This is a genomic window from Citrobacter sp. RHBSTW-00881 (assembly GCF_013728515.1).
Classification (GTDB): Bacteria; Pseudomonadota; Gammaproteobacteria; order Enterobacterales; family Enterobacteriaceae; genus Citrobacter; species Citrobacter braakii.
This window is the reverse complement of record NZ_CP056269.1, coordinates 4,524,844-4,544,946: the sequence shown is the minus strand read 5'-3', so window position 1 is coordinate 4,544,946 and position 20,103 is coordinate 4,524,844. Positions and strand designations below refer to the sequence as shown.

17 protein-coding genes and 1 pseudogene are annotated in these 20,103 nt (G+C 52.6%); 9 read left to right on the top strand and 9 right to left on the bottom strand.

The genetic code is table 11. The features are described 5' to 3' along the window. Nucleotides 1-32: 32 nt before the first annotated feature. Nucleotides 33-1,376 carry a gluconate permease GntP gene (gene gntP, locus HV311_RS21910; protein ID WP_047414558.1) on the bottom strand — a complete coding sequence of 448 codons (1,344 nt, stop codon included), beginning with the start codon at nucleotides 1,374-1,376 and terminating at the stop codon, nucleotides 33-35. 260 nt (nucleotides 1,377-1,636) lie between these two features. Between gntP and uxuA the strand changes: the two genes are divergently transcribed. The 5 genes from uxuA to HV311_RS21885 all read left to right on the top strand — a co-directional run bounded on the left by uxuA (nucleotide 1,637) and on the right by HV311_RS21885 (nucleotide 7,412). After that, nucleotides 1,637-2,821 (top strand): mannonate dehydratase, encoded by a 1,185-nt coding sequence (gene uxuA, locus HV311_RS21905; protein WP_016151555.1) that lies wholly within the window; start codon nucleotides 1,637-1,639, stop codon nucleotides 2,819-2,821. Nucleotides 2,822-2,900: 79 nt separating this feature from the next. Then, entirely contained in the window at nucleotides 2,901-4,376 is a 1,476-nt protein-coding gene (locus tag HV311_RS21900) for a fructuronate reductase (RefSeq protein WP_016151556.1), read from the top strand. Nucleotides 4,377-4,597: 221 nt separating this feature from the next. Continuing rightward, the gene (uxuR, locus tag HV311_RS21895) at nucleotides 4,598-5,371 is read left to right on the top strand and encodes a Uxu operon transcriptional regulator (RefSeq protein WP_029139754.1); all 774 of its coding nucleotides are present in this window, start codon (nucleotides 4,598-4,600) and stop codon (nucleotides 5,369-5,371) included. Nucleotides 5,372-6,018: 647 nt separating this feature from the next. Then, nucleotides 6,019-6,228: a hypothetical protein gene (locus tag HV311_RS21890; RefSeq protein WP_016151558.1), complete on the top strand. Its 210-nt coding sequence runs from the start codon at nucleotides 6,019-6,021 to the stop codon at nucleotides 6,226-6,228. Between the two features lie 176 nt (nucleotides 6,229-6,404). Continuing rightward, a complete protein-coding gene (locus HV311_RS21885; RefSeq protein ID WP_016155597.1) occupies nucleotides 6,405-7,412 on the top strand; it encodes a porin in 1,008 nt (335 codons plus the stop codon). Between the two features lie 59 nt (nucleotides 7,413-7,471). Here HV311_RS21885 and HV311_RS21880 read toward each other — a convergent pair whose 3' ends face one another. The 4 genes from HV311_RS21880 to HV311_RS21865 all read right to left on the bottom strand — a co-directional run bounded on the left by HV311_RS21880 (nucleotide 7,472) and on the right by HV311_RS21865 (nucleotide 11,631). Then, nucleotides 7,472-7,873 (bottom strand): hypothetical protein, encoded by a 402-nt coding sequence (locus HV311_RS21880; RefSeq protein WP_016155598.1) that lies wholly within the window; start codon nucleotides 7,871-7,873, stop codon nucleotides 7,472-7,474. A gap of 190 nt (nucleotides 7,874-8,063) precedes the next feature. Next, nucleotides 8,064-9,251, bottom strand: coding sequence for an MFS transporter (locus tag HV311_RS21875; RefSeq protein WP_191220463.1), 1,188 nt, complete (start codon nucleotides 9,249-9,251; stop codon nucleotides 8,064-8,066). Between the two features lie 97 nt (nucleotides 9,252-9,348). Further along, nucleotides 9,349-10,629 carry a DUF445 domain-containing protein gene (locus HV311_RS21870; protein ID WP_095715655.1) on the bottom strand — a complete coding sequence of 427 codons (1,281 nt, stop codon included), beginning with the start codon at nucleotides 10,627-10,629 and terminating at the stop codon, nucleotides 9,349-9,351. Between the two features lie 75 nt (nucleotides 10,630-10,704). Beyond that, nucleotides 10,705-11,631 carry a LysR family transcriptional regulator gene (locus HV311_RS21865; RefSeq protein WP_016151563.1) on the bottom strand — a complete coding sequence of 309 codons (927 nt, stop codon included), beginning with the start codon at nucleotides 11,629-11,631 and terminating at the stop codon, nucleotides 10,705-10,707. Between the two features lie 219 nt (nucleotides 11,632-11,850). Here HV311_RS21865 and HV311_RS21860 point away from each other — a divergent pair, with 219 nt between their 5' ends. Together HV311_RS21860 and metC are read left to right on the top strand one after the other, a co-directional pair. After that, complete coding sequence (locus tag HV311_RS21860) at nucleotides 11,851-13,083, top strand: dicarboxylate/amino acid:cation symporter (RefSeq protein WP_003019196.1); 1,233 nt, start codon at nucleotides 11,851-11,853, stop codon at nucleotides 13,081-13,083. A gap of 30 nt (nucleotides 13,084-13,113) precedes the next feature. Further along, nucleotides 13,114-14,304, top strand: a complete 1,191-nt coding sequence (gene metC / locus HV311_RS21855) for a cystathionine beta-lyase (RefSeq protein WP_191220462.1) — start codon at nucleotides 13,114-13,116, stop codon at nucleotides 14,302-14,304. A gap of 92 nt (nucleotides 14,305-14,396) precedes the next feature. Here metC and mdtM read toward each other — a convergent pair whose 3' ends face one another. From mdtM to HV311_RS21840, 3 genes are all read right to left on the bottom strand, one after another. Then, nucleotides 14,397-15,638 (bottom strand): multidrug efflux MFS transporter MdtM, encoded by a 1,242-nt coding sequence (mdtM, locus tag HV311_RS21850; RefSeq protein ID WP_191220461.1) that lies wholly within the window; start codon nucleotides 15,636-15,638, stop codon nucleotides 14,397-14,399. A gap of 323 nt (nucleotides 15,639-15,961) precedes the next feature. Next, a complete protein-coding gene (locus HV311_RS21845) occupies nucleotides 15,962-16,612 on the bottom strand; it encodes a LysE family translocator (RefSeq protein ID WP_191220460.1) in 651 nt (216 codons plus the stop codon). A gap of 48 nt (nucleotides 16,613-16,660) precedes the next feature. Beyond that, nucleotides 16,661-17,476, bottom strand: coding sequence for a helix-turn-helix transcriptional regulator (locus HV311_RS21840; protein WP_191220459.1), 816 nt, complete (start codon nucleotides 17,474-17,476; stop codon nucleotides 16,661-16,663). Between the two features lie 230 nt (nucleotides 17,477-17,706). On the opposite strand from HV311_RS21840, the pseudogene HV311_RS28335 reads away from it, so the two are divergent. Then, nucleotides 17,707-17,815: pseudogene (locus HV311_RS28335) on the top strand (Rpn family recombination-promoting nuclease/putative transposase); the annotation flags it as partial. Nucleotides 17,816-18,249: 434 nt separating this feature from the next. On the opposite strand, the gene HV311_RS21830 reads toward HV311_RS28335, so the two are convergent. Then, complete coding sequence (locus tag HV311_RS21830) at nucleotides 18,250-19,662, bottom strand: aminotransferase-like domain-containing protein (RefSeq protein WP_191220457.1); 1,413 nt, start codon at nucleotides 19,660-19,662, stop codon at nucleotides 18,250-18,252. Between the two features lie 177 nt (nucleotides 19,663-19,839). Between HV311_RS21830 and HV311_RS21825 the strand changes: the two genes are divergently transcribed. Further along, complete coding sequence (locus HV311_RS21825; RefSeq protein ID WP_016155606.1) at nucleotides 19,840-20,004, top strand: DUF1127 domain-containing protein; 165 nt, start codon at nucleotides 19,840-19,842, stop codon at nucleotides 20,002-20,004. The last annotated feature ends 99 nt before the right edge of the window (nucleotides 20,005-20,103 follow it).

Sequence of the window (20,103 nt, the reverse complement as noted above, 5' to 3'; positions counted from 1 at the left end):
GCTCTGGGCTGTGGGCCAGAGCGGTATCGACGTTATGCAATCATGCTGATGATCAACACGATTACCAGGCCAACCACGGAGTTCACCAACTCCAGCAGACCCCAGGTTTTCAGCGTATCCTTCACCGACAGGTCAAAGTAGCCTTTGAACAGCCAGAACGAGGCATCGTTGATATGGGTCAGGGTGTTGGAGCCTGCCGCCGTCGCCAGTACCAGCAACGCCGGATCGACGCCCACCAGTTGACCGGTTGCCGGGTCGAGAATGGCTGCGCTGATAATCCCCGCTGCCGTCATGGCTGAGACCACGCCCTGACCGGTTGCCAGACGAATAAGCACGGTTATCAACCACGCCATGATGTACGGAGAAATATTGCCGTGCGACATCAGCATGCCGATGGTATCGCCGATGCCGGTATCGATAATGGTCTGCTTCAGTACGCCGCCCGCGCCGATGATCAGGATCACCATGGCGATGCTTTTCACCGCGTTTTCAAAGGCGTTCATCACCCACTGCATGTCGTGACCACGCGCGGTACCAAACAGCACGAAGGCGACAATCATGGCGATAAACATCGCAATTGGCGAGGAGCCTAAGAAGTTGACCACTTCCCACGCCTGCGTTCCTTTCACCAGCCAGATGTTGGCGATGGTGGTGGAGATCATGATGATCGCCGGGATCAGCGGAACCAGAATAGAGATGCCGAAAGACGGTAGATTGTTCTGGTCAACCGGTACGTCGGCCTTCATGAATGACGGCGTCGGGCGATCGAGGTTGCCGAGGAACTTCGGCAGGATAATCCCGGCGCAGATCACGCTCGGAATAGTCACCAGAATACCGTAGATGTAGACCATACCCATGTCAGCGCCGTAGGCGTTAACCAGCGCGACCGGACCAGGCTGCGGTGGGAACAGAGAGTGGGCGGTGGTGGCGGCGGCAACGGCAGGAATCGCCAGCTTGAGGAACGGGATCTTCGCTTCTGCGGCAATGACGATCACCAGCGGCGCCAGCATAATAAACGCCACTTCATAGAACATCGCCAGGCCGAAAATCAGACCAATAATGATCACCGACAGCTGCACATAGCGCAGCCCGAGTCGCGCCAGCAGCGTATGAGCAATCTGATGCGCCGCTCCGGAATCGACCATCAGCTTACCGATGACTGCCCCGAATACCACGATAATCGCCAACTCACCCAGCGTGCTGCCAAAGCCGGATTTCATGGTGTGCAGCAGCGCCATTAAGTCCATACCCGCCAGCATGCCGACCGAGAGCGCCGCCAGCAGCAGGGCGACCATCGAGTTTATTTTGAATCTTAGATTGAGCACCAGCATCAGACCGATGCCGAATACGACCCACAGAATATTGAGAACATGCATATAACGTCTACCTTTATTGGTTGAACTATTATGATTTTGGTTGAGATGTTATCCGTATTGGTTAACCATTGATGCGATGAATGTCACATTGCGTTACATGTTTACATCTTTACTGCGCTTCCTGGCTGTAAAATGGCGATCTAATCAGCAGAAATCGTGATTTGGTTAACCAATTCATTTCTTCAGGTTGACATGTCATACCAAAAGGAGGAATTTATGTGCCATATCGTCGAGTCCATAACGTAAATGAGGAATAAAAGATGGAACAGACATGGCGCTGGTATGGTCCTAACGATCCGGTCACCTTAGCGGATGTACGTCAGGCGGGTGCCACGGGCGTGGTCACCGCCTTGCACCATATCCCGAACGGGGAAGTGTGGACGGTTGATGAGATCCTAAAACGCAAAGCCATTATTGAGCAGGCGGGCCTGGTCTGGTCGGTCGTCGAAAGCGTACCGATCCACGAAGACATTAAAACCCGTTCTGGTAACTATCAGCAGTGGATCGCCAACTACCAGCAAAGCCTGCGTAACCTGGCCCAGTGCGGCATTCGTACCGTGTGCTACAACTTCATGCCGGTTCTCGACTGGACCCGTACCGACCTGGAATACGTCCTGCCGGACGGCTCCAAAGCGCTGCGTTTTGACCAGATTGAATTCGCCGCCTTTGAGCTGCACATCCTCAAACGTTCGGGCGCGGAAGCGGATTACACCGCCGAAGAGATTGCTCAGGCGAATGAACGCTTCGCCACCATGAGCGATGAAGACAAAGCGCGTCTGACCCGCAATATCATCGCCGGTCTGCCGGGCGCGGAAGAGGGCTATACGCTTGACCAGTTCCGCCAGCATCTTGCGCGTTATAAAGATATCGATAAAGCCGCACTGCGCGAGAACTTTGCCGTCTTCCTGAAAGCAATTATTCCTGTGGCGGAAGAAGCAGGCGTGCGGATGGCGGTACACCCGGACGATCCGCCGCGCCCAATCCTCGGCCTGCCGCGCATTGTTTCCACCGTGGAAGATATGCAATGGATGGTCGATACGGTCAACAGCATGGCGAACGGTTTTACCATGTGCACCGGCTCCTACGGCGTCCGGGCGGACAACGATCTGGTCGACATGATCAAACAGTTTGGCCCACGCATTTACTTCACCCATCTGCGCTCCACGCTGCGTGAAGATAACCCGAAAACCTTCCATGAAGCGGCGCATCTTAACGGCGACGTCGATATGTACGAAGTCGTGAAAGCGATCGTTGAGGAAGAGCAGCGCCGTAAAGCCGAGGGTAAAGAGGACCTGATCCCAATGCGTCCGGACCACGGCCACCAGATGCTTGACGATCTGAAAAAGAAAACCAACCCAGGCTACTCCGCGATTGGTCGCCTGAAAGGGCTGGCGGAAGTGCGTGGCGTTGAGATGGCTATCCAGCGCGCTTTCTTTAGCCGCTAAAGCGAGTTGCCGGTCACCTGTCTGGCCGGTTTTTTTCTTTTCTCTTCCGTTGGTCATTCAACGGGTTCTGGAGTTCACGATGACAACGACAATTGCCAATAGCAACCTGCCGGTTGCTCGCCCTGCATGGGACAGCTCGCGCCTGCAATCCCGCATTGTTCACCTGGGATGCGGTGCATTTCACCGCGCGCACCAGGCGCTGTACACCCATCATCTGCTGGAAACCACCGACAGCGACTGGGGGATCTGTGAAGTTAACCTGATGCCGGGTAACGATCGCGTACTGATTGAAAACCTGCGCAAACAGCAACTGCTGTATACCGTGGCGGAAAAAGGCGCGGACAACACCGTGCTGAAAGTGATTGGCTCGATGAAAGAAGCGTTGCACCCGGAGCTTGACGGCTGTGATGGTATTTTACAGGCTATGGCGCGCCCGCAGACGGCAATTGTCTCGCTGACGGTCACGGAAAAAGGCTACTGCACCGATGCTGCCAGCGGACAGTTAGATCTCAATAACCCGCTGATTAAACACGATCTGGCGAATCCAGGCGCGCCGAAATCGGCGATTGGTTACATCGTACAGGCGCTGCATCTGCGTCGTGAGCAAGGGCTTGCGGCCTTTACCGTGATGTCTTGCGATAACGTGCGTGAAAATGGTCATGTGGCGAAAGTCGCGGTGCTGGGTCTGGCGCAGGCGCGCGACCCGCAGCTGGCGCAGTGGATTGAGGCTAACGCCACTTTCCCGTGCACCATGGTAGACCGCATTGTTCCGGCGGCGACGCCAGAAACGTTGCAAGAGATTGCCGACCAGTTGGGCGTGTACGATCCGTGTGCTATCGCCTGTGAGCCATTCCGTCAGTGGGTTATCGAAGATAACTTTGTCAACGGTCGCCCTGACTGGGATAACGTTGGTGCGCAGTTCGTTGCCGATGTGGTGCCGTTTGAAATGATGAAACTGCGTATGCTCAACGGCAGCCACTCTTTCCTCGCGTATTTGGGCTATCTCGGCGGCTATGAAACTATCGCTGATACCATGACAAATCCGGCGTATCGCAAAGCGGCGTTCGCGCTGATGATGCAGGAGCAAGCGCCGACGCTGTCGATGCCGGAAGGCACCGATCTTAACGCCTATGCGACGCTGCTCATTGAGCGTTTCAGCAACCCATCACTGCGTCACCGCACCTGGCAGATTGCGATGGACGGCAGCCAGAAATTGCCGCAGCGCCTGCTGGATCCGGTGCGTCTGCATCTGCAAAACGCCAGCGACTGGCGTCACCTGGCGCTGGGCGTGGCGGGCTGGATGCGCTACACCCGTGGCGTGGATGAACAGGGGCAGGCCATTGATGTTGTCGACCCCTTGCTGGCTGAGTTCCAGCGCATTAACCAACAGTTCCAGGGGGCCGAACGCGTGACGGCGCTGCTGGGGCTGAGCGGCATTTTTGGCCATGATCTGGCGGAAAACGCTGATTTTGTGGAGACAATTATCGCGACGTATCAACAGCTGTGTGAACACGGCGCACGCGAGTGCGTTGCGGCGTTAGGCGCTGACGCATAATCCTCGAAGTATGACGGGTCAATCAAAATGCTGATTTGGTTGACCCGTTTTCTGTTTTTGGCTTCCCGCAAATGCTATAGTTCAGGCGAAAAAATGTTTTTTGTAGGCTTGATAAGATGCGTCAGCGTCGCCATCAGCCAATGGCACAGGTGCCAGTTGGCAGCGCATGTGCCTTATCCGGCCTACGGATCTGAATTGACGCATCTGACGGACATAACACGATGAAATCGAACACTTCTCAACAAAGACCCTACCAGGAAGTGGGTGCAATGATCCGCGATCTGATTGTCCAGACGCCGTACCAGCCCGGGGAGCGTTTGCCGCCGGAACGTGAAATTGCTGAGATGCTCAACGTCACTCGCACGGTGGTTCGCGAAGCGTTAATTATGCTGGAAATTAAAGGTCTGGTGGACGTGCGCCGCGGTGCCGGGATTTACGTACTCGACAATGCAGATGCGCAGACCATCGACAGTACGGATGTCAATCATTGCAATGACGCAGGCCCGTTTGAGCTGCTGCAGGCGCGACAGCTGCTGGAAAGCAATATCGCCGAATTCGCCGCGCTGCAGGCAACGCGTGAAGATATCGTTAAAATGCGCCAGGCGTTACAGCTGGAAGAGCGGGAGCTGGCCTCCAGCGAAGCGAACGGTTCTGAAAGCGGCGACATGCAGTTCCATCTCGCCATAGCCGAAGCCACGCATAACAGCATGCTGGTGGAGCTGTTTCGCCAGTCATGGCAGTGGCGTGAAAACAACCCGATGTGGATCCAGCTCCATAGCCACCTCGACGATACCCATTACCGTAAAGAGTGGATGGGCGACCACAAACAGATCCTGGCGGCATTAATCAAAAAGGATGCCCGCGCAGCCAAGCTGGCAATGTGGCAGCATCTGGAAAACGTCAAACAGCGCCTGCTGGAGTTTTCAAATGTTGATGATATCGACTTTGATGGTTATCTGTTTGATTCCTGGCCGCTGGATAAAGTTAACGCCTGATTTTCCTTCCTCTCCCATGCGGGCTGTTGCAGCCCGCGCGACACTTTTCAGCACAAAAGTTTATTGCATAACAACGCTTTTTTCTCGTCATGAACGTCACGTAAAAAAAGGTTTCCATCACCTCAGATGATGATTTTTTCGCCGTCGTTACGCGGTGAAAATTGATTTATATCAATTAAAAACAACTTATTTTTGCATGCGAAAAAATGCATTGTTTACCTTATTTTTACCTTTCCGTGCTTATTTTTAGACAAAACGGGCCTGTGTTAAGTGAGAATCAAACTGATTTACGCGGTGGTCAGAGCGAAGCAGCCCGGAATAACAGTGCATAAAAACAGGCGCTTCACGGAAATGTAGACATTAATAACGGCACGTAACTTATTGGCTGTAATGATGTTTTGATTTGAGGTCATGTTTATTGTCAATAGTTATGGCTTTTTTAATCAAATGAATAAAAGTGAATATATGTAAAGTTAAAATTACACATTATTCTATAATCAAGTTATCTTTCATTTGAAATGCTGTTCCAGTTTTTTGTCCGTTATTAACAGTTTCATTACTATTGTCACTGTATTTTGCCGTTGACATGTTTTTACACTGACTGCATATTTCATCGCCATAAGCGTGTTTGCGTTCAGGAGATGATAATGCCCTCTCGAGATTACCCCGATATTAGAAAGGCCAGGGGTACCCGTTCAAAAGATATGGTTCTTTTAAGTGCCCGTGTCGATACCTCTCTGTGGGAATATGTTCGTACGCTGGCATTTGAAACCCGTAAAAGTAAACAAGATATTATTGCCGAAGCAATAATGTTATATCGCTCTGTTAATGAGAGCGTAAACGAAGAATCTAAGTAATTACTCTCTGTTCGGGTTTTATTTAACCCAAAATGATATGTGTCTTGCCACTTTATTATTACCTTCATTGGTGTGTTAGAGGTTTTCCCCTTTTCCATAGGGGGCTTTTTTATGCGGGTATTCTGCCTTCATAACAAAGTTGATAGCAAAATTCACAATTAAAAGTGAGTAATAACATGAAAAAGTCAGCAGTGGCATTAGCTGTAATGGTATTAGGGGTAACCTCCGTTCATGCAGCGGAAATTTATAATAAAGATGGCAACAAACTGGATCTGTACGGCAAAGTAAAAGCGGTCCATTCCTGGACTGGCGGCACCGATGCCGACGGTACATACGCGCGTCTGGGTTTTCGCGGTGAGACACAAATCAACGATCAACTGACCGGTTATGGCCAATTTGAAAGTCAGTTTGATGCCTCTAAAGCAGAAGGTTCTCAGAATGGCGTCAATACACGTCTGGCGTTTGCTGGCCTGGATTATGGCCATGACGTTAGCTTTGACTACGGTCGTAACTACGGTATTGCTTACGACGTGGGAGCTTACACTGACACTCTTTCAGAGTTCGGCGGCGACTCCTTTGAAGATACTGACCGCTTCCTTACTACACGTACTGCTGGCGTTGCAACACTCCGCACCAAAAATCTGTTTGGAGCCGTTGATGGTCTAAACATTGGCGCGCAATACCAGGGCCAGGATGACACTAACATTAGCCCGGCAAAACAGCATGGCAATGGCTATGGCTTCTCCCTGGGTTATGACAATATTGCGGATTCCGGCGTATCTGCGATTGCGGCCTACACCACCAGTGCGGTGACTGCTCTGCAGAAACGAAGCGGCTGGGATGGCGAAAACGCAGAGTTCTGGGGCGCGGGTCTGAAATATGATGCTAATGCCATCTACGTCGCGACCATGTACGGCGAGTCCCACAACCTGATTCAGGATGCGGATAAAGCTGAGCACTTTGAAGCAATGGCTGCGTATGTGTTTGATTTTGGTCTGCGTCCGAACGTGGGTTACGTTCACGCGCGTGACAACAACAATAATGACCTGACTGAATACGTAGCGTTGGGCACGGATTACTACTTCAACAAAAACATCGTGGCTGATGTGGGTTACAAAATTAACCTGCTCGACGGCAAAGACGACGACAACCAGGTTGTTGCAGGTCTGACCTATCAGTTCTAATTTGTTGTACTAGCATAAAAGGCGTCTTAGTTAAGACGCCTTTTTTACCTCTGCCGTGTTTAAACTGGCTGACTCTCTTTGACCTGTCCACCGCTAAACAGCCATTGCCAGATGCCCACTTTTACCCATGCGACCACGCAGAGAATCAGGTAAAAAAGTGGATTATGCGTAATGGTAACGTACATGACCTCCATTAAATCCACATGCAAATTTCCGGCAATTGCCATATTGATAACAAAAATTGAGGCTACCGCGCTGGCCAGTAAAATAAATACGGCCTGAAGCTGGGTTATCTCTGGTAACCTGCCAGAGGCCCATTGCCATAAAAATGTTGTTGTTAACAGGAATATAAGAAACAATCCTAACGCGCCAAACAGGCCAAAGTCTTTATAATCTTTTAGCGTGCCAATTAAACCCACCAAAATAATTAACCCCAGTAGTATTTTTTTAAACCATGACATGTACTTTTCCCGAAGATAGTGTTGATGCTGAGTTAATATGTCCATTTTTACGCATTTTAAATTGAGTTTATAAATGAACAGCCGGGGATTATAAATTGTCTGGCGGGTAATTGCCGATTATTTGTGGTTTATTAAATGTTGACTTTTGATTGCGGACTAATCCTAAGATACCTGTTTATAAGGTTGTCGATTATACCCTTTTGGGGGAGGCGAAACGCTGTTTGTATAATTGTGTGAGGCTGATGAGTGCCGCAATAAACAAGGCGACGGCACCGCATAGCGTGGCGTTAACGATCGCTTGAGCGCCGCTTCCCAGCAGGCTGGTTAAGAGCGGCCCGAGTATTTGCCCAATGCCGTAAGTCAGGGTGACCAGGCCCAGCAGATTAATATTGCGCGGTACGCAAAGTTGACGGGCGAGCGGCATGACCAGCGAAGTGGTCCCCATAAACGTTGCGCCAAAACCCACGCTGCTTATCACCAGCAGCGGCAAGGAGTCGCTGGCGAGCGTCATGACCACGCAAGCGCTTTGGATCAGTAAATTCGCCGTCAGGCATTGCAACACCCCCCAGCGTCGGGCTGCCCACAGCCAGGCGAAACAACCCGGAATAATCGATATGCCGACCAACGACCAGAGATGGGCCGTCAGCAGCGGCGACCCGGCACTTTTCGCCATCAGTGGCAGGTATGTAGCGACAATGATGTAGCCAAATCCGGCTAATCCATACAGTAGCGCCAGCAGCCACCAGGACATAGGCTGATGCTCTGTTTTTACCAGTGTGGCGGCGGGGAGCGCATGGTCGCGAGATGGCAGGAGCATAACGAGTAGCACAAAGAACAGCGCGGAGGCTGCCGCTGCCCCCAGCCAGAGCGTGTGTGATGACAGCGCAAAATGCAGACCGCTGATGACATATTCATTGCCCAGCAAAATGCCTGCGCCAACGCCGGAGAACAATGCGGCGATCACGAAGGGATGCCGGGTATGATGCAGGACGATCATCGAACCAAAGATCATCATACCGGCACTGGCGACGCCTGCCAGAAAACGGATCAGCATCACCAGCGCGGGTTGCTTAACGCTTGCCATTGCCAGAATCAATCCTGCGGTAGCGAGCGCAGAAGTTAACAACATCGGGCGTAAACGTGAGGGAAGATGGAAGAGCCCGAAGGAGAAGAGCAGGCTTCCCGCCAGATATCCGGCGTAGTTGGCGCTGGCAATCCAGGAGAGCTGGTCAAACGTAAACTGACCTTCCGACAGCAGTACCGGGAGCATCGGCGTATACAGAAAGCGTCCAATTCCCATGCCCAGCGTTAAGACCAGCATGCCAAAGAGCGCGACGCTGATGGCATGACGATTTGAATCGGGGCTTCCCTGGGACATACGGACTCTCATTTCACGCTGTTAGTTTGATAATTGTTATATTACATGTGCAAATGATAATAAAAAGTAAAATAAAAACAGGGGTTTTACTTTCTCCTTAAAAATTCGCCAGCGTCAGCAGGGAAGGAATTTGCGACAACAGATATAACACCAGCCCAATAGAACCGCCGACCAGCGTGCCGTTGATGCGGATAAACTGTAAATCTTTGCCGATGTTTAGCTCAATTTGCTGCGACATATCGCGCGCATCCCAGCTTTTCACCGTGTCGCTGATGTGGCGTGTCAGGAAGGTGGCGAACTCCGGCGCAACTTTATACGCGGCCTGCTCCAGATGCCCATTCAGTGAGGCGCGCAGGGCGCTGTCGGCAACCAGTGTTTCGCCGAACCACTGTCCGGCGCTGGCGATGCGCTGCTTCACGCGCGAATCGTCAGCGTTAATGTCGGTTTTCACCCACTGGCGCAGGTCTGCCCACAGTTCGCCAAGATAACGGTTGAAGGCTTCGTCTTCCTTCAGATAGTTTTTCATGCTTTCGGCCCGCACGGCCATCTCCGGATCGTGTTTGAGCTTATCGATTAGCTTAAACGTGGCGCGATCGAAGGCGTGGCGGATCTGATGCGCCCGATCGTGGCTGATGTCATCCAGTAAGGAATTAACGGCATCAGACACCAGTTCGGCGCTGTGCTCGCCCAGCCATTCAGTCGGCAGGATCTTCGCTTTCAGCGGATGCTCGGTCTCCAGCCAGTGCACGATCTGTCGGGCGATAAACGCCCGCGAGCTGTCGCGCTGGAGCAGGGCGATAAGTTGGGCGATCAATGTGTCGAGCAACACCTGATGGCGATTGTTTTTGGTCATGCTTTCCAGCATCAGCGCGCTGGTACCGGAGAGATCGACCTTGTCGATGGCTTTGTGCACTGCCCGCTTGATCAGCCGCTGAATGCGGGCGTCGTCGGTGAGTTCGAGAAAACCGCTCATGATCTGCAGCAGATGCTGGCCAATTCGCTGGGCGTTTTCCGGCTGGCTGAACCAGTTACCGATCAACAACGCCGGTTCATGGCGGCGGATCAGGGCGATCAGGGACTGGGTGTCGAGAAATTTTTCCTGCACAAACTGACCGAGATTCTCCCCGATCCGATCCTTATTGCGTGGGATAATCGCCGTATGTTGCGAGATAAACGGGATTGGTACCCGTCGAAAAAGCGCCACCACGGCGAACCAGTCCGCCAGCGCACCGACCATCGCCGCTTCGGCGATCGCTTTGATCCCGAGCACCCAGAAGTTAGGCGGCAGAAACAGCGTGATGACGAAGGTAGCGGCGGCCATCAGCAGCAATGAGAGCGCCAGTCGCTTGGCGCGTTTGAGTTCAGCAATTTTATTCATAGGCTTAAGGATAGAGCCAGACGGGGGGATCGCGCAAAAAATGTGGAGCGCCTCCCATTTTCAGACGTGCAAAGATTACTCCGGGATCCAGTTGTCCCAGGCGGGTAAGGGGCCGAGTTCCGCCACCAGAAAATCGATAAACGATCGCACCTTCGGATTGCTGTACTTACTGGGAAAATAGAGCGCATAAAGGGCGTGGGTTTCGCAGGTGATGGTGCCGTCGAGCATCAGCGGCGTTATCTCTTCTTTTTGAATATGATCGCCAATCAGATAGGTAGGCAAATACGCCACTCCCTGATCTTCTAACACCGATTTCAGCAATACCAGACTGCTGTTGGCCTGGATAGGCATATGCAGTTTTAACTGATGCAGACGATCCTGTTCATCCGCCACCTTCAGCACTGGCGTGAGACCTGGGTAAACCAGGCAATCATGATTGACCAGATCGCTACGACGCTGGGGCATGCCTTTTTTGGCAAGGTAGCCGGGTGAGGCGCAGTACGCCCAGCGGACAGGCACCAGCTTGCGCATTGCGTAGTTCTGCGGTGGTGCGGTGGAGATTCGCAGGGCGATGTCGAAATCCGTTTCGTTCAGATTCACGAAGTTATCGTTGAGATCGATATACAGATTCACATCTGGGAACTGGGAACGATATTTATCCACCAGGTTCACCAGCCGGGAATAACCAAACGCAATTGAGCAGGTTATACGTAATTCACCCTGCGGGCTGTGGTAATAACCGGAGGTGGTATTCAGCGTTTCATCGAATTCTTTCAAAAGCTTATTGGCGCGGTTAAAGAGATATTGCCCGGCATCGGTCAGGGTAATACTGCGGGTGGTACGTTTAATTAATGTCGTGCCTAACGTATCTTCCATTGCCGCCAGGCTTTTGCTGACCGCAGATGGCGAGACGTTGAGCTGCGCCGCGGCTTCTGACAATCCTCCGCAGTCGACGATTTTAATGAAAAACTCCAGATGCTTGAGTGAAATCGGCGTACTCATAGTTTCCTTTTATTCACAAGTGATTTGCAAAAACGGTACGAATAGGCCGTTACATTCGCGTTTTAAACATGCAACTATTGAATCACAGGAAACAACTTGCTGGCAAAATGAAAAAATAACAACTTAGGTGAGTTACGTCACAAAATAAAAGGAGGCGAAACGGAAACTCATCACATTGTGAATTTAATCTCATTAAATATTATTCTAAAGGTACCGATTATGTGGTCACGACTCGAACCCTACAGATCGTCGATTATTTTATTAGTTGCTCTGGTGATTGGCGGCTTATTAGGTATTTATGCCCCCTCGTTTGCAAGTAAACTCCAGCCAATCGGCCAGATATTCTTAAATCTGCTATTTATGATTATTGTGCCGCTGGTGGGGATCAGCGTCATGTCTTCGATCGCCAGTATGACCGACCTGAAAAGGCTGGGGCGCATTATGGCGATTATCTTTATTGTTTCGATCGCAATGGCCTTTATTCCGGCTGCCGGGATCGTTGCGCTGGCGCTATGGTATAACCCGGCGCAGGGCGTCACTATCGATCTTTCGCAGTCGGTGCAGGCGGGCAGCGGTAAGATGGATTTTGTCAGCATGATCACGACCAGCGACTTTATCGGACTGTTTTCTAAGTCCAATATTCTGGCGCTGATTGTGATGGCGATTATTGCTGGTGTGGCGATTGGTCAATCGGATCAGGCCGGTAAGCGCATTGCGTCGCTGCTGGAAGATGCCAATACCGTGATCATGAAGATCGTCTCGATCATTATGAAGGTCGCACCGATTGGCTTGGGCTGCTATTTCGCTGCCACTATGGCCAGTCAGGACTCTGCACTGCTGTTAACCTTTGCTCGCGCTATCGGCCTGTTCATGGTGGCTACGCTGGTCTACTTTGTTTTTGGCTCGATTCTCTATTCGTATATTGGCGGCGGGATTCCGGCGGTCAAAGCTTTCTGGCGTAATGCGATTGAACCGTCTGCGACTGCGCTGGGAACCTGCTCTTCGCTGGGGACTCTCCCGGTGACGCTGCGTGCCGGTAAGGCGATGGGGATTAACCCGGAAATCGTTGATGTCTCCATTCCGCTACTGGTTAACCTGAACAAAGGTGGCGTGGCGATGATTGCCGCGCTGAAAATTGTCTTTATCTATTCCGTGCTGGGCATGGAGTTCACCACCGAGACCTTCTTCCTGACCATGCTGATTGCGGTGCTCTCCGCCATTATCGTCGGCGGCGTACCGGGCGGGGCATTCCTCGGTGAAATCTTTATCGTCACTACGCTGGGCCTGCCAATGGAAGCGATCCCGATGTTAGTAGTGCTGGGCACGATTACCGATGCGCCTGCCACACTGATTAACGTTATCCATGATTTGAATGCGGCGCAGATTGTTGAACGGTTCGCTGGAAAAAAGCAGACCAACACTGAAATAAACTCTACTGCTGCGGTGGTATAGGTTTCACACGGATTAAGAACAGGAGATGTTATGAAAGACGCAATGAAGCTTGAGACGCAATTAGTTGTTGCGGGTCGCGACAAACGCTACACCCAGGGAGCGGTGAATCCGGTTATCCAGCGCGCCTCTTCGCTGGTGTTTGATACCGTGAAAGACAAAAAATTCGCCACCGCCAATCGCGCAAATGGCGAGCTGTTTTATGGTCGCCGCGGAACCTACACCCACTTTGCCTTCCAGGAGGCAATGAGCGAACTGGAAGGCGGCGTTGGCTGCGCGCTTTACCCGTGCGGCGCTGCGGCGGTGACCAATGCGATTCTGGCGTTTGTTCAGGGTGGCGATCATATTTTGATGACGGGCGCGGCCTACGAGCCAACCCAAGATTTTTGCAATAAGATCCTGAGTAAATTCAATGTGGAAACAACGTATTACGATCCGTTGATTGGTGCTGGTATCGTTGATCTTCTGCGTCCGGAAACGAAAGTTGTATTCCTCGAATCGCCAAGTTCGATCACCATGGAAGTCCAGGATGTACCGGGGATGGTGAAAGCTATCCGCGCGGTTAATCCGGAGATTGTCATTATGATCGACAACACCTGGGCGGCGGGTGTGCTGTTCAAAGCGCTGGAATATGGCGTGGATATTTCCATTCAGGCGGGAACGAAGTACACCATCGGTCATTCGGACGGCATGCTGGGCACGGCGGTGTCCAACGCTCGTTGTTGGGATCGTCTGCGCGAGAACTCCTATTTGATGGGGCAAACGCTGGATGCCGATACGGCCTACAACGGCAGCCGTGGATTGCGTACCCTGGCGGTACGTCTTAAGCAGCATCAGGAGAGCAGCATCCATATTGCCCGCTGGCTGTCGGCAAGGCCGGAAGTGGCGCGGGTGAATCATCCGGCATTCCCGGAATGTCCGGGACACGAGTATTTTCAGCGTGACTTTGCCGGAAGCTCAGGCCTGTTCTCGTTTGTGCTGAAAAAGAGACTGACCGACGAGCAGATGGCGAATTTCCTCGATAACTTCTCGCTGTTCCATATGGCCTATTCGTGGGGCGGATTTGAGTCGCTTATTCTGGCGAATCAGCCGGAAGAGCTGAACAGCATTCGCCCAGCCGGAGAGGTGGATTTCAGCGGCACCCTGGTCAGGGTGCATATTGGCCTTGAGGATATTGGCGACCTGATTGCCGATCTGGAAGCAGGGTTTGCGCGCATTGCTTAAGATAATGTGATGGTTGCCGGATGCGGTGCAAGCGCCTTATCCGGCCTATCACTACGACACAGGCCGGATAAGCGTCAGTGCCATCCGGCTGGTTAGTTTTCAGTGGCTAACGTTGTTGTTTCATGCTGGCGAACCCGTTTCAGTAAGCCTGCCAGGGTAAAGACGACAGCAATACCCGCCGCAACCGCCAACAGATGAAACGAAATCCTGCCGCCGTTAAACCACAGCCAACGTCCGATTTCGACAGAAACCGCCATCACCGTCAGGATGACCATATTCAGCGACGCCGAGACCGTACCCTTCGGTAAGTTGTTGGAAAACAGCGTAAAGCGGAACAGCGTCGGAAAGATCATACCAATGCCAAACGCATACAGGCTGGTTCCCAGCACCGACCACAGCCAGACGTGCGGCCACAGCAAATTGCCGGCAATCAGCACCGCCAGCCCGCTCAGTTGAATGGGTGCCGCCCGCCAGATAAAGCGTGGCTGGGTTGGATCCTTCACAAAACGAACAACCACCATATTGGCGACGATCACCGCGCCAAAGACCGGTGCCTGCGCCCAGGCAAACTCTGATGTGCTCATACCGCCAGCGTCGATCAGGATCACTGGCGAGACCGCCACCCAGCTCATCATCGGGATATAGCTTAACGACAGCGTGGCTGCGCCAAACAAGAACACCCGGTTGCGGAAAACATCGCGGAAATCACGCAGTACGCCGCGTGCACTGAATGGCACCGCGCCGCGCTTAACGGTTTCCGGCATTGCTAACGCTAGCCCTATCAGGGCGATAAGCCCCATGGCGGCGATAATGGCAAACAGGACTTTCCAGTGTACAAAGTGCATCAGCGCTGCGCCGGAGAGCGGGCCGATAACTGGCGCAACCAGCACAATGGAGGTGATTATCGCCATTAACTTAATGGCCTTCGTTTGCCCAAACGCCTCCTGCACCGTGACATAGCCAACGGTAGCGATAAAGCAGATGCTGGTGCCCTGTACAAATCGGGCGACCAGAAATTGCGTCATTGAGGTGGTCAATAACGTGGCAGCGCAGGCGAGCGTAAAGATTAACGCCCCCGCAATCAGCACCGGTCGACGGCCAATCCGGTCGGAGAGCGGTCCCAGCAGCCATTGCAGCGCCATGCCGCCAGCCAGATAGAGGCTCACCGCAGCGGGGGCCAGGCTGACGTCGGCGTTGAAATCACGCACCACATTGATGATGCCTGGCTGGATCAGGTCCGTCGACAGATAGGCGGCGAAGTCATATAAAATCAACGCGACAGGAAAAAATAGCGCCGTGGTGCGTTGGGAGAAAAACGCGAGAATCCGTTGCATAAAACAGCTCCTTTTCGGGAGAAAACCCTCAACGGGAATAGCGAAATTCAATACCGTCTTTGAGACGTCAGACCGATGACAGAAAAAAGCAGACTGCAAATGTACTGAATTTCATGTAATCAAAAACGCTGCCTGCGCGAGGCGCAAACAGGAGAAACGTTTTCAGACTCGGGTCAGAAAACGTAACGATTACAAGTAACAATCAGCACATCGCACCTCGGGAAGAATTGGTTGAATGGATAATAGCCACCCAAAGTGTAATGCGGATTGGATATTAATTAAACGAGTTTATCCGCTTTATTTGCAGAAAATCGTCACGCTTATCAGAAAGTGACGCTCTGCAGAAAACGCAGCGCGATTGCACAACCGAAGACGATCAGCACGCCTCCGGCGATACGCTCAATCCACAATATCCCTCTGGATAACCGTCGCTGGATCTGCGGTAAGCCGATGAACATCACGATCAGCAGATCCCAGAACAACACCACGCTGGTCATCCAGATCCCGCTCATGGTTTGTTGCAGCAGCGTCACCGACGGGCCGAGCAGGGCGGTCATCAGCGCCAGATAGAACAGCGCATTTTTTGGGTTGAGCAGCGACGAGCCTAATCCCAGCAGCAGCTGTTTACCAAATCCTGGACAGGTAGACTGGGCGTCTGCTCCGGTCAGGGTTTGCGGGCGGCTGCGTATCAGTAGGCTGCCAATCCATAATAAATAGAGCGCGCCCAGCAGCTCAATAACCGTAAACAGCAGGGGAAGCTGGCGCAGGATCCCCCAACCAATAATCGCCAGCAGGATATACAGCCCGTTGCCGATGGCGATCCCCACACACAGCCCGGCGCTGCCGCGCATTCGGTAACGTACGGCGTAACCGACCAGTAAAAAGAAGTCCGGCCCTGGGCTGAGTAGTGCAACAAAATGCGCCAGCGCCAGCGCGGGAAAAGCAGACGGAAAAAGTTCAGCAAGCAGCGACATAGCGACCTCAGAAAATGAAACAGAGATCAGCGTACGCCTGACGCAACGCTAATTATTGTCTGATATTGATCGTCCCAGTGCGTACTGGCGCGGTGTGGCTGCTGTGTAGCGAACAAAGGTGCGATGGAAATGGCTCTGGTCGGCAAACCCGCTCTGGTAGCCGACATCGACAATCTCGTCCCCGGCCCGTAGCCGCTGACGGGCATAGTCAATCCTCACGATGTTCAGATAATTTCCCGGAGTCAGCCCGGTGTCCTGCTTAAAGGTCCGAATCAGCGTCTCTTTACGCATGTGACACTCATCTGCCAGCTCATCCAGCGAGGGTGGGGAGAGCAGACTGGACTGCAACCGCTCGCGCAGATACTGGCTGGTGACGCTTAGGTTTTCCGGTGTTACCGACTGCAATGGCAGCGAGCGCAGCAATGCTTGTGCGGCATCAGTTATCTGCGTCGTTTGCCGTTGCGGCATGAGCGCCACAAGGTGCATGTAGCACTGGAATAATTGCGGATCGCGGATAACAGGAGGGCGCGTGCAAAGCCGTTGATTGCTGTTCAGCGCTGGCAGATGGGCAAGGCACCACCGGGCATCAAGATAAAGCATGTGATAGCTGCGAAATTGCCCGTTGACGGGATTACAGCTGTGAGGTGCCAGTGGTGGGATCACAATGAGATCGCCCACCTCCAGATGGTATTCCTTGTCATCGCACAGGCAGCAGGTTCCTCCCTCGAGAATTGCCCCAATCGAGAGCTGAGAGTGGTGATGGCGCTTATAGGCCTGCTGGCTGCGCCAGGTGCTGCGAAGCTCCAGCCACGGCAGTTGCTCATCACGCCAGAACGATTGTGGAATATCTCGGGTATGCGTCACATCGTGTCCTCCATGAAAGTGATGATTTGTTATAGCACAGGCCCTGCGGTGAAAAAGCGGGAATGTGCATTGAGGTCGTGATTCTGCGTGATGCGTTCCAGACAAATGCAGACGTTACAAAGGGGCGTTTTTATCCCGGAAATCGCCTCGCAAAGAGAGAAAGTTACAGGTGAGGGTGTGGTTTACCAGCGCTACAGTCACGGCATCTTATTTCCAGGTGATGGATCTCCATGAACAAAGCACCGACTTCCACCCCGCATGATGCGGTCTTTAAAACGTTTTTGCGCCACCCTGATACAGCTCGGGATTTTCTACAAATACATCTTCCCGCTTCGCTGCGCGAACTTATGGGGCTGGTCGAGAAAATTGTTTCCCTGCTACTTACCGGACTGACTAATGACAGCCAGATAAAGACGCTGTTTAATTATATTTTACGAACTGGCGATGCGCCTCGATTCAGTGAGTTTATTCGTGAGGTTGCCGAACGTTCACCGCAGCATAAGGAGCATTTGATGACGATCGCCGACAGATTGCATGAGGCAGGGCTACAAAAAGGCAGGCTGGAAGGGTTACAGGAAGGGCGACAAGAAGGGCTTATAGAAGGGCGACTTGATGAGGCGCTCCGTATTGCCCACACCATGCTGGCAGACGGTATTGATATCTGCACGGTACAAAAAATTACCCGGCTTTCCGCAGAAGATATTCAGGGTTTAAGTCATTAGATATGAGTTAAATCGCATAATCGTCTGGCCGAAATCACCGGGCGGTCCGGTTTACTCTATCGCCATCTTTACCGCCTCGCCGAGCTTTTGCATCACTTCCTGATGCTTCTCGTTTGGCGGTAACGCGCAGTTGATGCGTACGCAGTTGCGATACTTTCCGGAAGCGGAGAACAGCGATCCCGGTGCGACCTGGATTTTCAGGCGACAGAGCTGCTTAGCGACGCAGACCATATCGACCTGGAGCGGCAGCTCGCCCCACAGCATAAAGCCGCCTTTTGGTCGTGTGACGCAGATCCCGCAGGGAAAATATTCCCGTACCCAGCAGGTGTAGATCTCCATATTACGCTGATAAATCTGGCGCATACGCCGGATATGCCGATGGTAATGACCTTCGCGCACAAAGGAGGCTGCTGCCAACTGCGTAGCGGGAACGTTAGTACCAATGACGGCGTACTTCATATGTAGCAGTTTATTGTAATAGCGACCGGGAACCACCCAACCCACGCGCAGTCCGGGGGCTACGGATTTGGTAAACGAACTGCAGAGTATTACCCGGCCGTCACTGTCCCAGGAGTGGATCGTACGCGGGCGCGGATACTCTGTGGCCAGTTCGCCATACACATCATCTTCAAAAATGACGATGTCGTGACGCTGGGCGAGGGCGAGCACCGCCCGCTTACGCGCATCCGGCATAATGAACCCGAGAGGGTTGTTGCAGTTGGGTACCAGCAGCACGCCTTTGATCGGCCACTGATCCAGCGCCAGCTCTAGCGCTTCAATGCTGATCCCGGTATCCGGATCGGTTGGGATCTCAATCACCTTGATCCCGAGGCCGCGCAGTAGCTGCATTGTGCCGTAGTAGGTGGGGGATTCAACGGCGACAATGTCCCCTGGCTGACAAACCGCCAGCAGCGCCAGCGACATTCCGCTCTGGCTCCCGTTGGTTATCACAATATCATCGGCGTTGAGGACTGAACCGCTGTCCAGCATCAGACGGGCGATCTGCTGGCGCAGATCCTGGCTGCCGGGAAGCTTGTCGTACCCCAGCACTGCCTTCAGGTTATGCTGCACTACGCGGCTGAGTTCGCGCCAGAGCGGTTTCAGGCTCGGTTGACTGACATCTGGTGCGCCGCTGCTGAAGGGGATCACAGATTTATCGCTATGCCCTTTTAGCATATCCAGCACCAGATCCCACTGCGTTATCTCGACCGGACGCTGCACCGGGCGTGACATCGGCGGTACGGGCGGCAGCGCTTTTTGCGGCGCGACAAAATAACCGGAACGCGGCTGCGGGGTGATCAGTTGCCGCTGTTCCAGCATCTGATACGCCTGCTGGACGGTGCTGATACTGACCCCGTGCTCCTGACTCAGGTTACGTACCGAAGGCAGTTTTTCGCCATGGCGATACAACCCCTGCTCAATGCGTTCGGCCAGCAGATTGGCCAGATGTTGATAACGCGTCATGCTGTATCCCTCATGGGTATCATACAGATTAAAAAACCAGTACAGATTGGCGTGAAAAAAGCGATGCAGAACTCTTTTTAACCAATCTGTATGTTAAATAAAAGTACTTTGTGAGTCTGTATTGCTTAGGGCCAAATCCGTGAAGATAAAGCCTCAGACAAGGCGGGGAGGCAAGGTATGGAATTTCATGAGAATAAAGCAAAGCAGCCATTTATTGGGTTTGTTCTGATCTGGCGGGCATATAAGGCGTGGCGGTTACGGGCGCAAACGCGGCGCGTATTGCAACAGATGAGTAATGAGCGGCTGCGGGACGTCGGGTTGCGACGCGATCAGGTTGAGTGATTTTCTTCCATCGACAGAGGCTGGAGGGTTATCGCCCCGGCCTCTTTTGTATTCACATTATTTATCAATTCATGCTTCTGGGTAGCCTGTTTCTTGATA

Bases quoted from the DNA above. Each gene is read 5' to 3' on its own strand.
- gntP (WP_047414558.1), bottom strand. From the start codon at position 1,376: ATGCATGTTCTCAATATTCTGTGGGTCGTATTCGGCATCGGTCTGATG.
- uxuA (WP_016151555.1), top strand. From the start codon at position 1,637: ATGGAACAGACATGGCGCTGGTATGGTCCTAACGATCCGGTCACCTTA.
- HV311_RS21900 (WP_016151556.1), top strand. From the start codon at position 2,901: ATGACAACGACAATTGCCAATAGCAACCTGCCGGTTGCTCGCCCTGCA.
- uxuR (WP_029139754.1), top strand. From the start codon at position 4,598: ATGAAATCGAACACTTCTCAACAAAGACCCTACCAGGAAGTGGGTGCA.
- HV311_RS21890 (WP_016151558.1), top strand. From the start codon at position 6,019: ATGCCCTCTCGAGATTACCCCGATATTAGAAAGGCCAGGGGTACCCGT.
- HV311_RS21885 (WP_016155597.1), top strand. From the start codon at position 6,405: ATGAAAAAGTCAGCAGTGGCATTAGCTGTAATGGTATTAGGGGTAACC.
- HV311_RS21880 (WP_016155598.1), bottom strand. From the start codon at position 7,873: ATGTCATGGTTTAAAAAAATACTACTGGGGTTAATTATTTTGGTGGGT.
- HV311_RS21875 (WP_191220463.1), bottom strand. From the start codon at position 9,251: ATGTCCCAGGGAAGCCCCGATTCAAATCGTCATGCCATCAGCGTCGCG.
- HV311_RS21870 (WP_095715655.1), bottom strand. From the start codon at position 10,629: ATGAATAAAATTGCTGAACTCAAACGCGCCAAGCGACTGGCGCTCTCA.
- HV311_RS21865 (WP_016151563.1), bottom strand. From the start codon at position 11,631: ATGAGTACGCCGATTTCACTCAAGCATCTGGAGTTTTTCATTAAAATC.
- HV311_RS21860 (WP_003019196.1), top strand. From the start codon at position 11,851: ATGTGGTCACGACTCGAACCCTACAGATCGTCGATTATTTTATTAGTT.
- metC (WP_191220462.1), top strand. From the start codon at position 13,114: ATGAAAGACGCAATGAAGCTTGAGACGCAATTAGTTGTTGCGGGTCGC.
- mdtM (WP_191220461.1), bottom strand. From the start codon at position 15,638: ATGCAACGGATTCTCGCGTTTTTCTCCCAACGCACCACGGCGCTATTT.
- HV311_RS21845 (WP_191220460.1), bottom strand. From the start codon at position 16,612: ATGTCGCTGCTTGCTGAACTTTTTCCGTCTGCTTTTCCCGCGCTGGCG.
- HV311_RS21830 (WP_191220457.1), bottom strand. From the start codon at position 19,662: ATGACGCGTTATCAACATCTGGCCAATCTGCTGGCCGAACGCATTGAG.
- HV311_RS21825 (WP_016155606.1), top strand. From the start codon at position 19,840: ATGGAATTTCATGAGAATAAAGCAAAGCAGCCATTTATTGGGTTTGTT.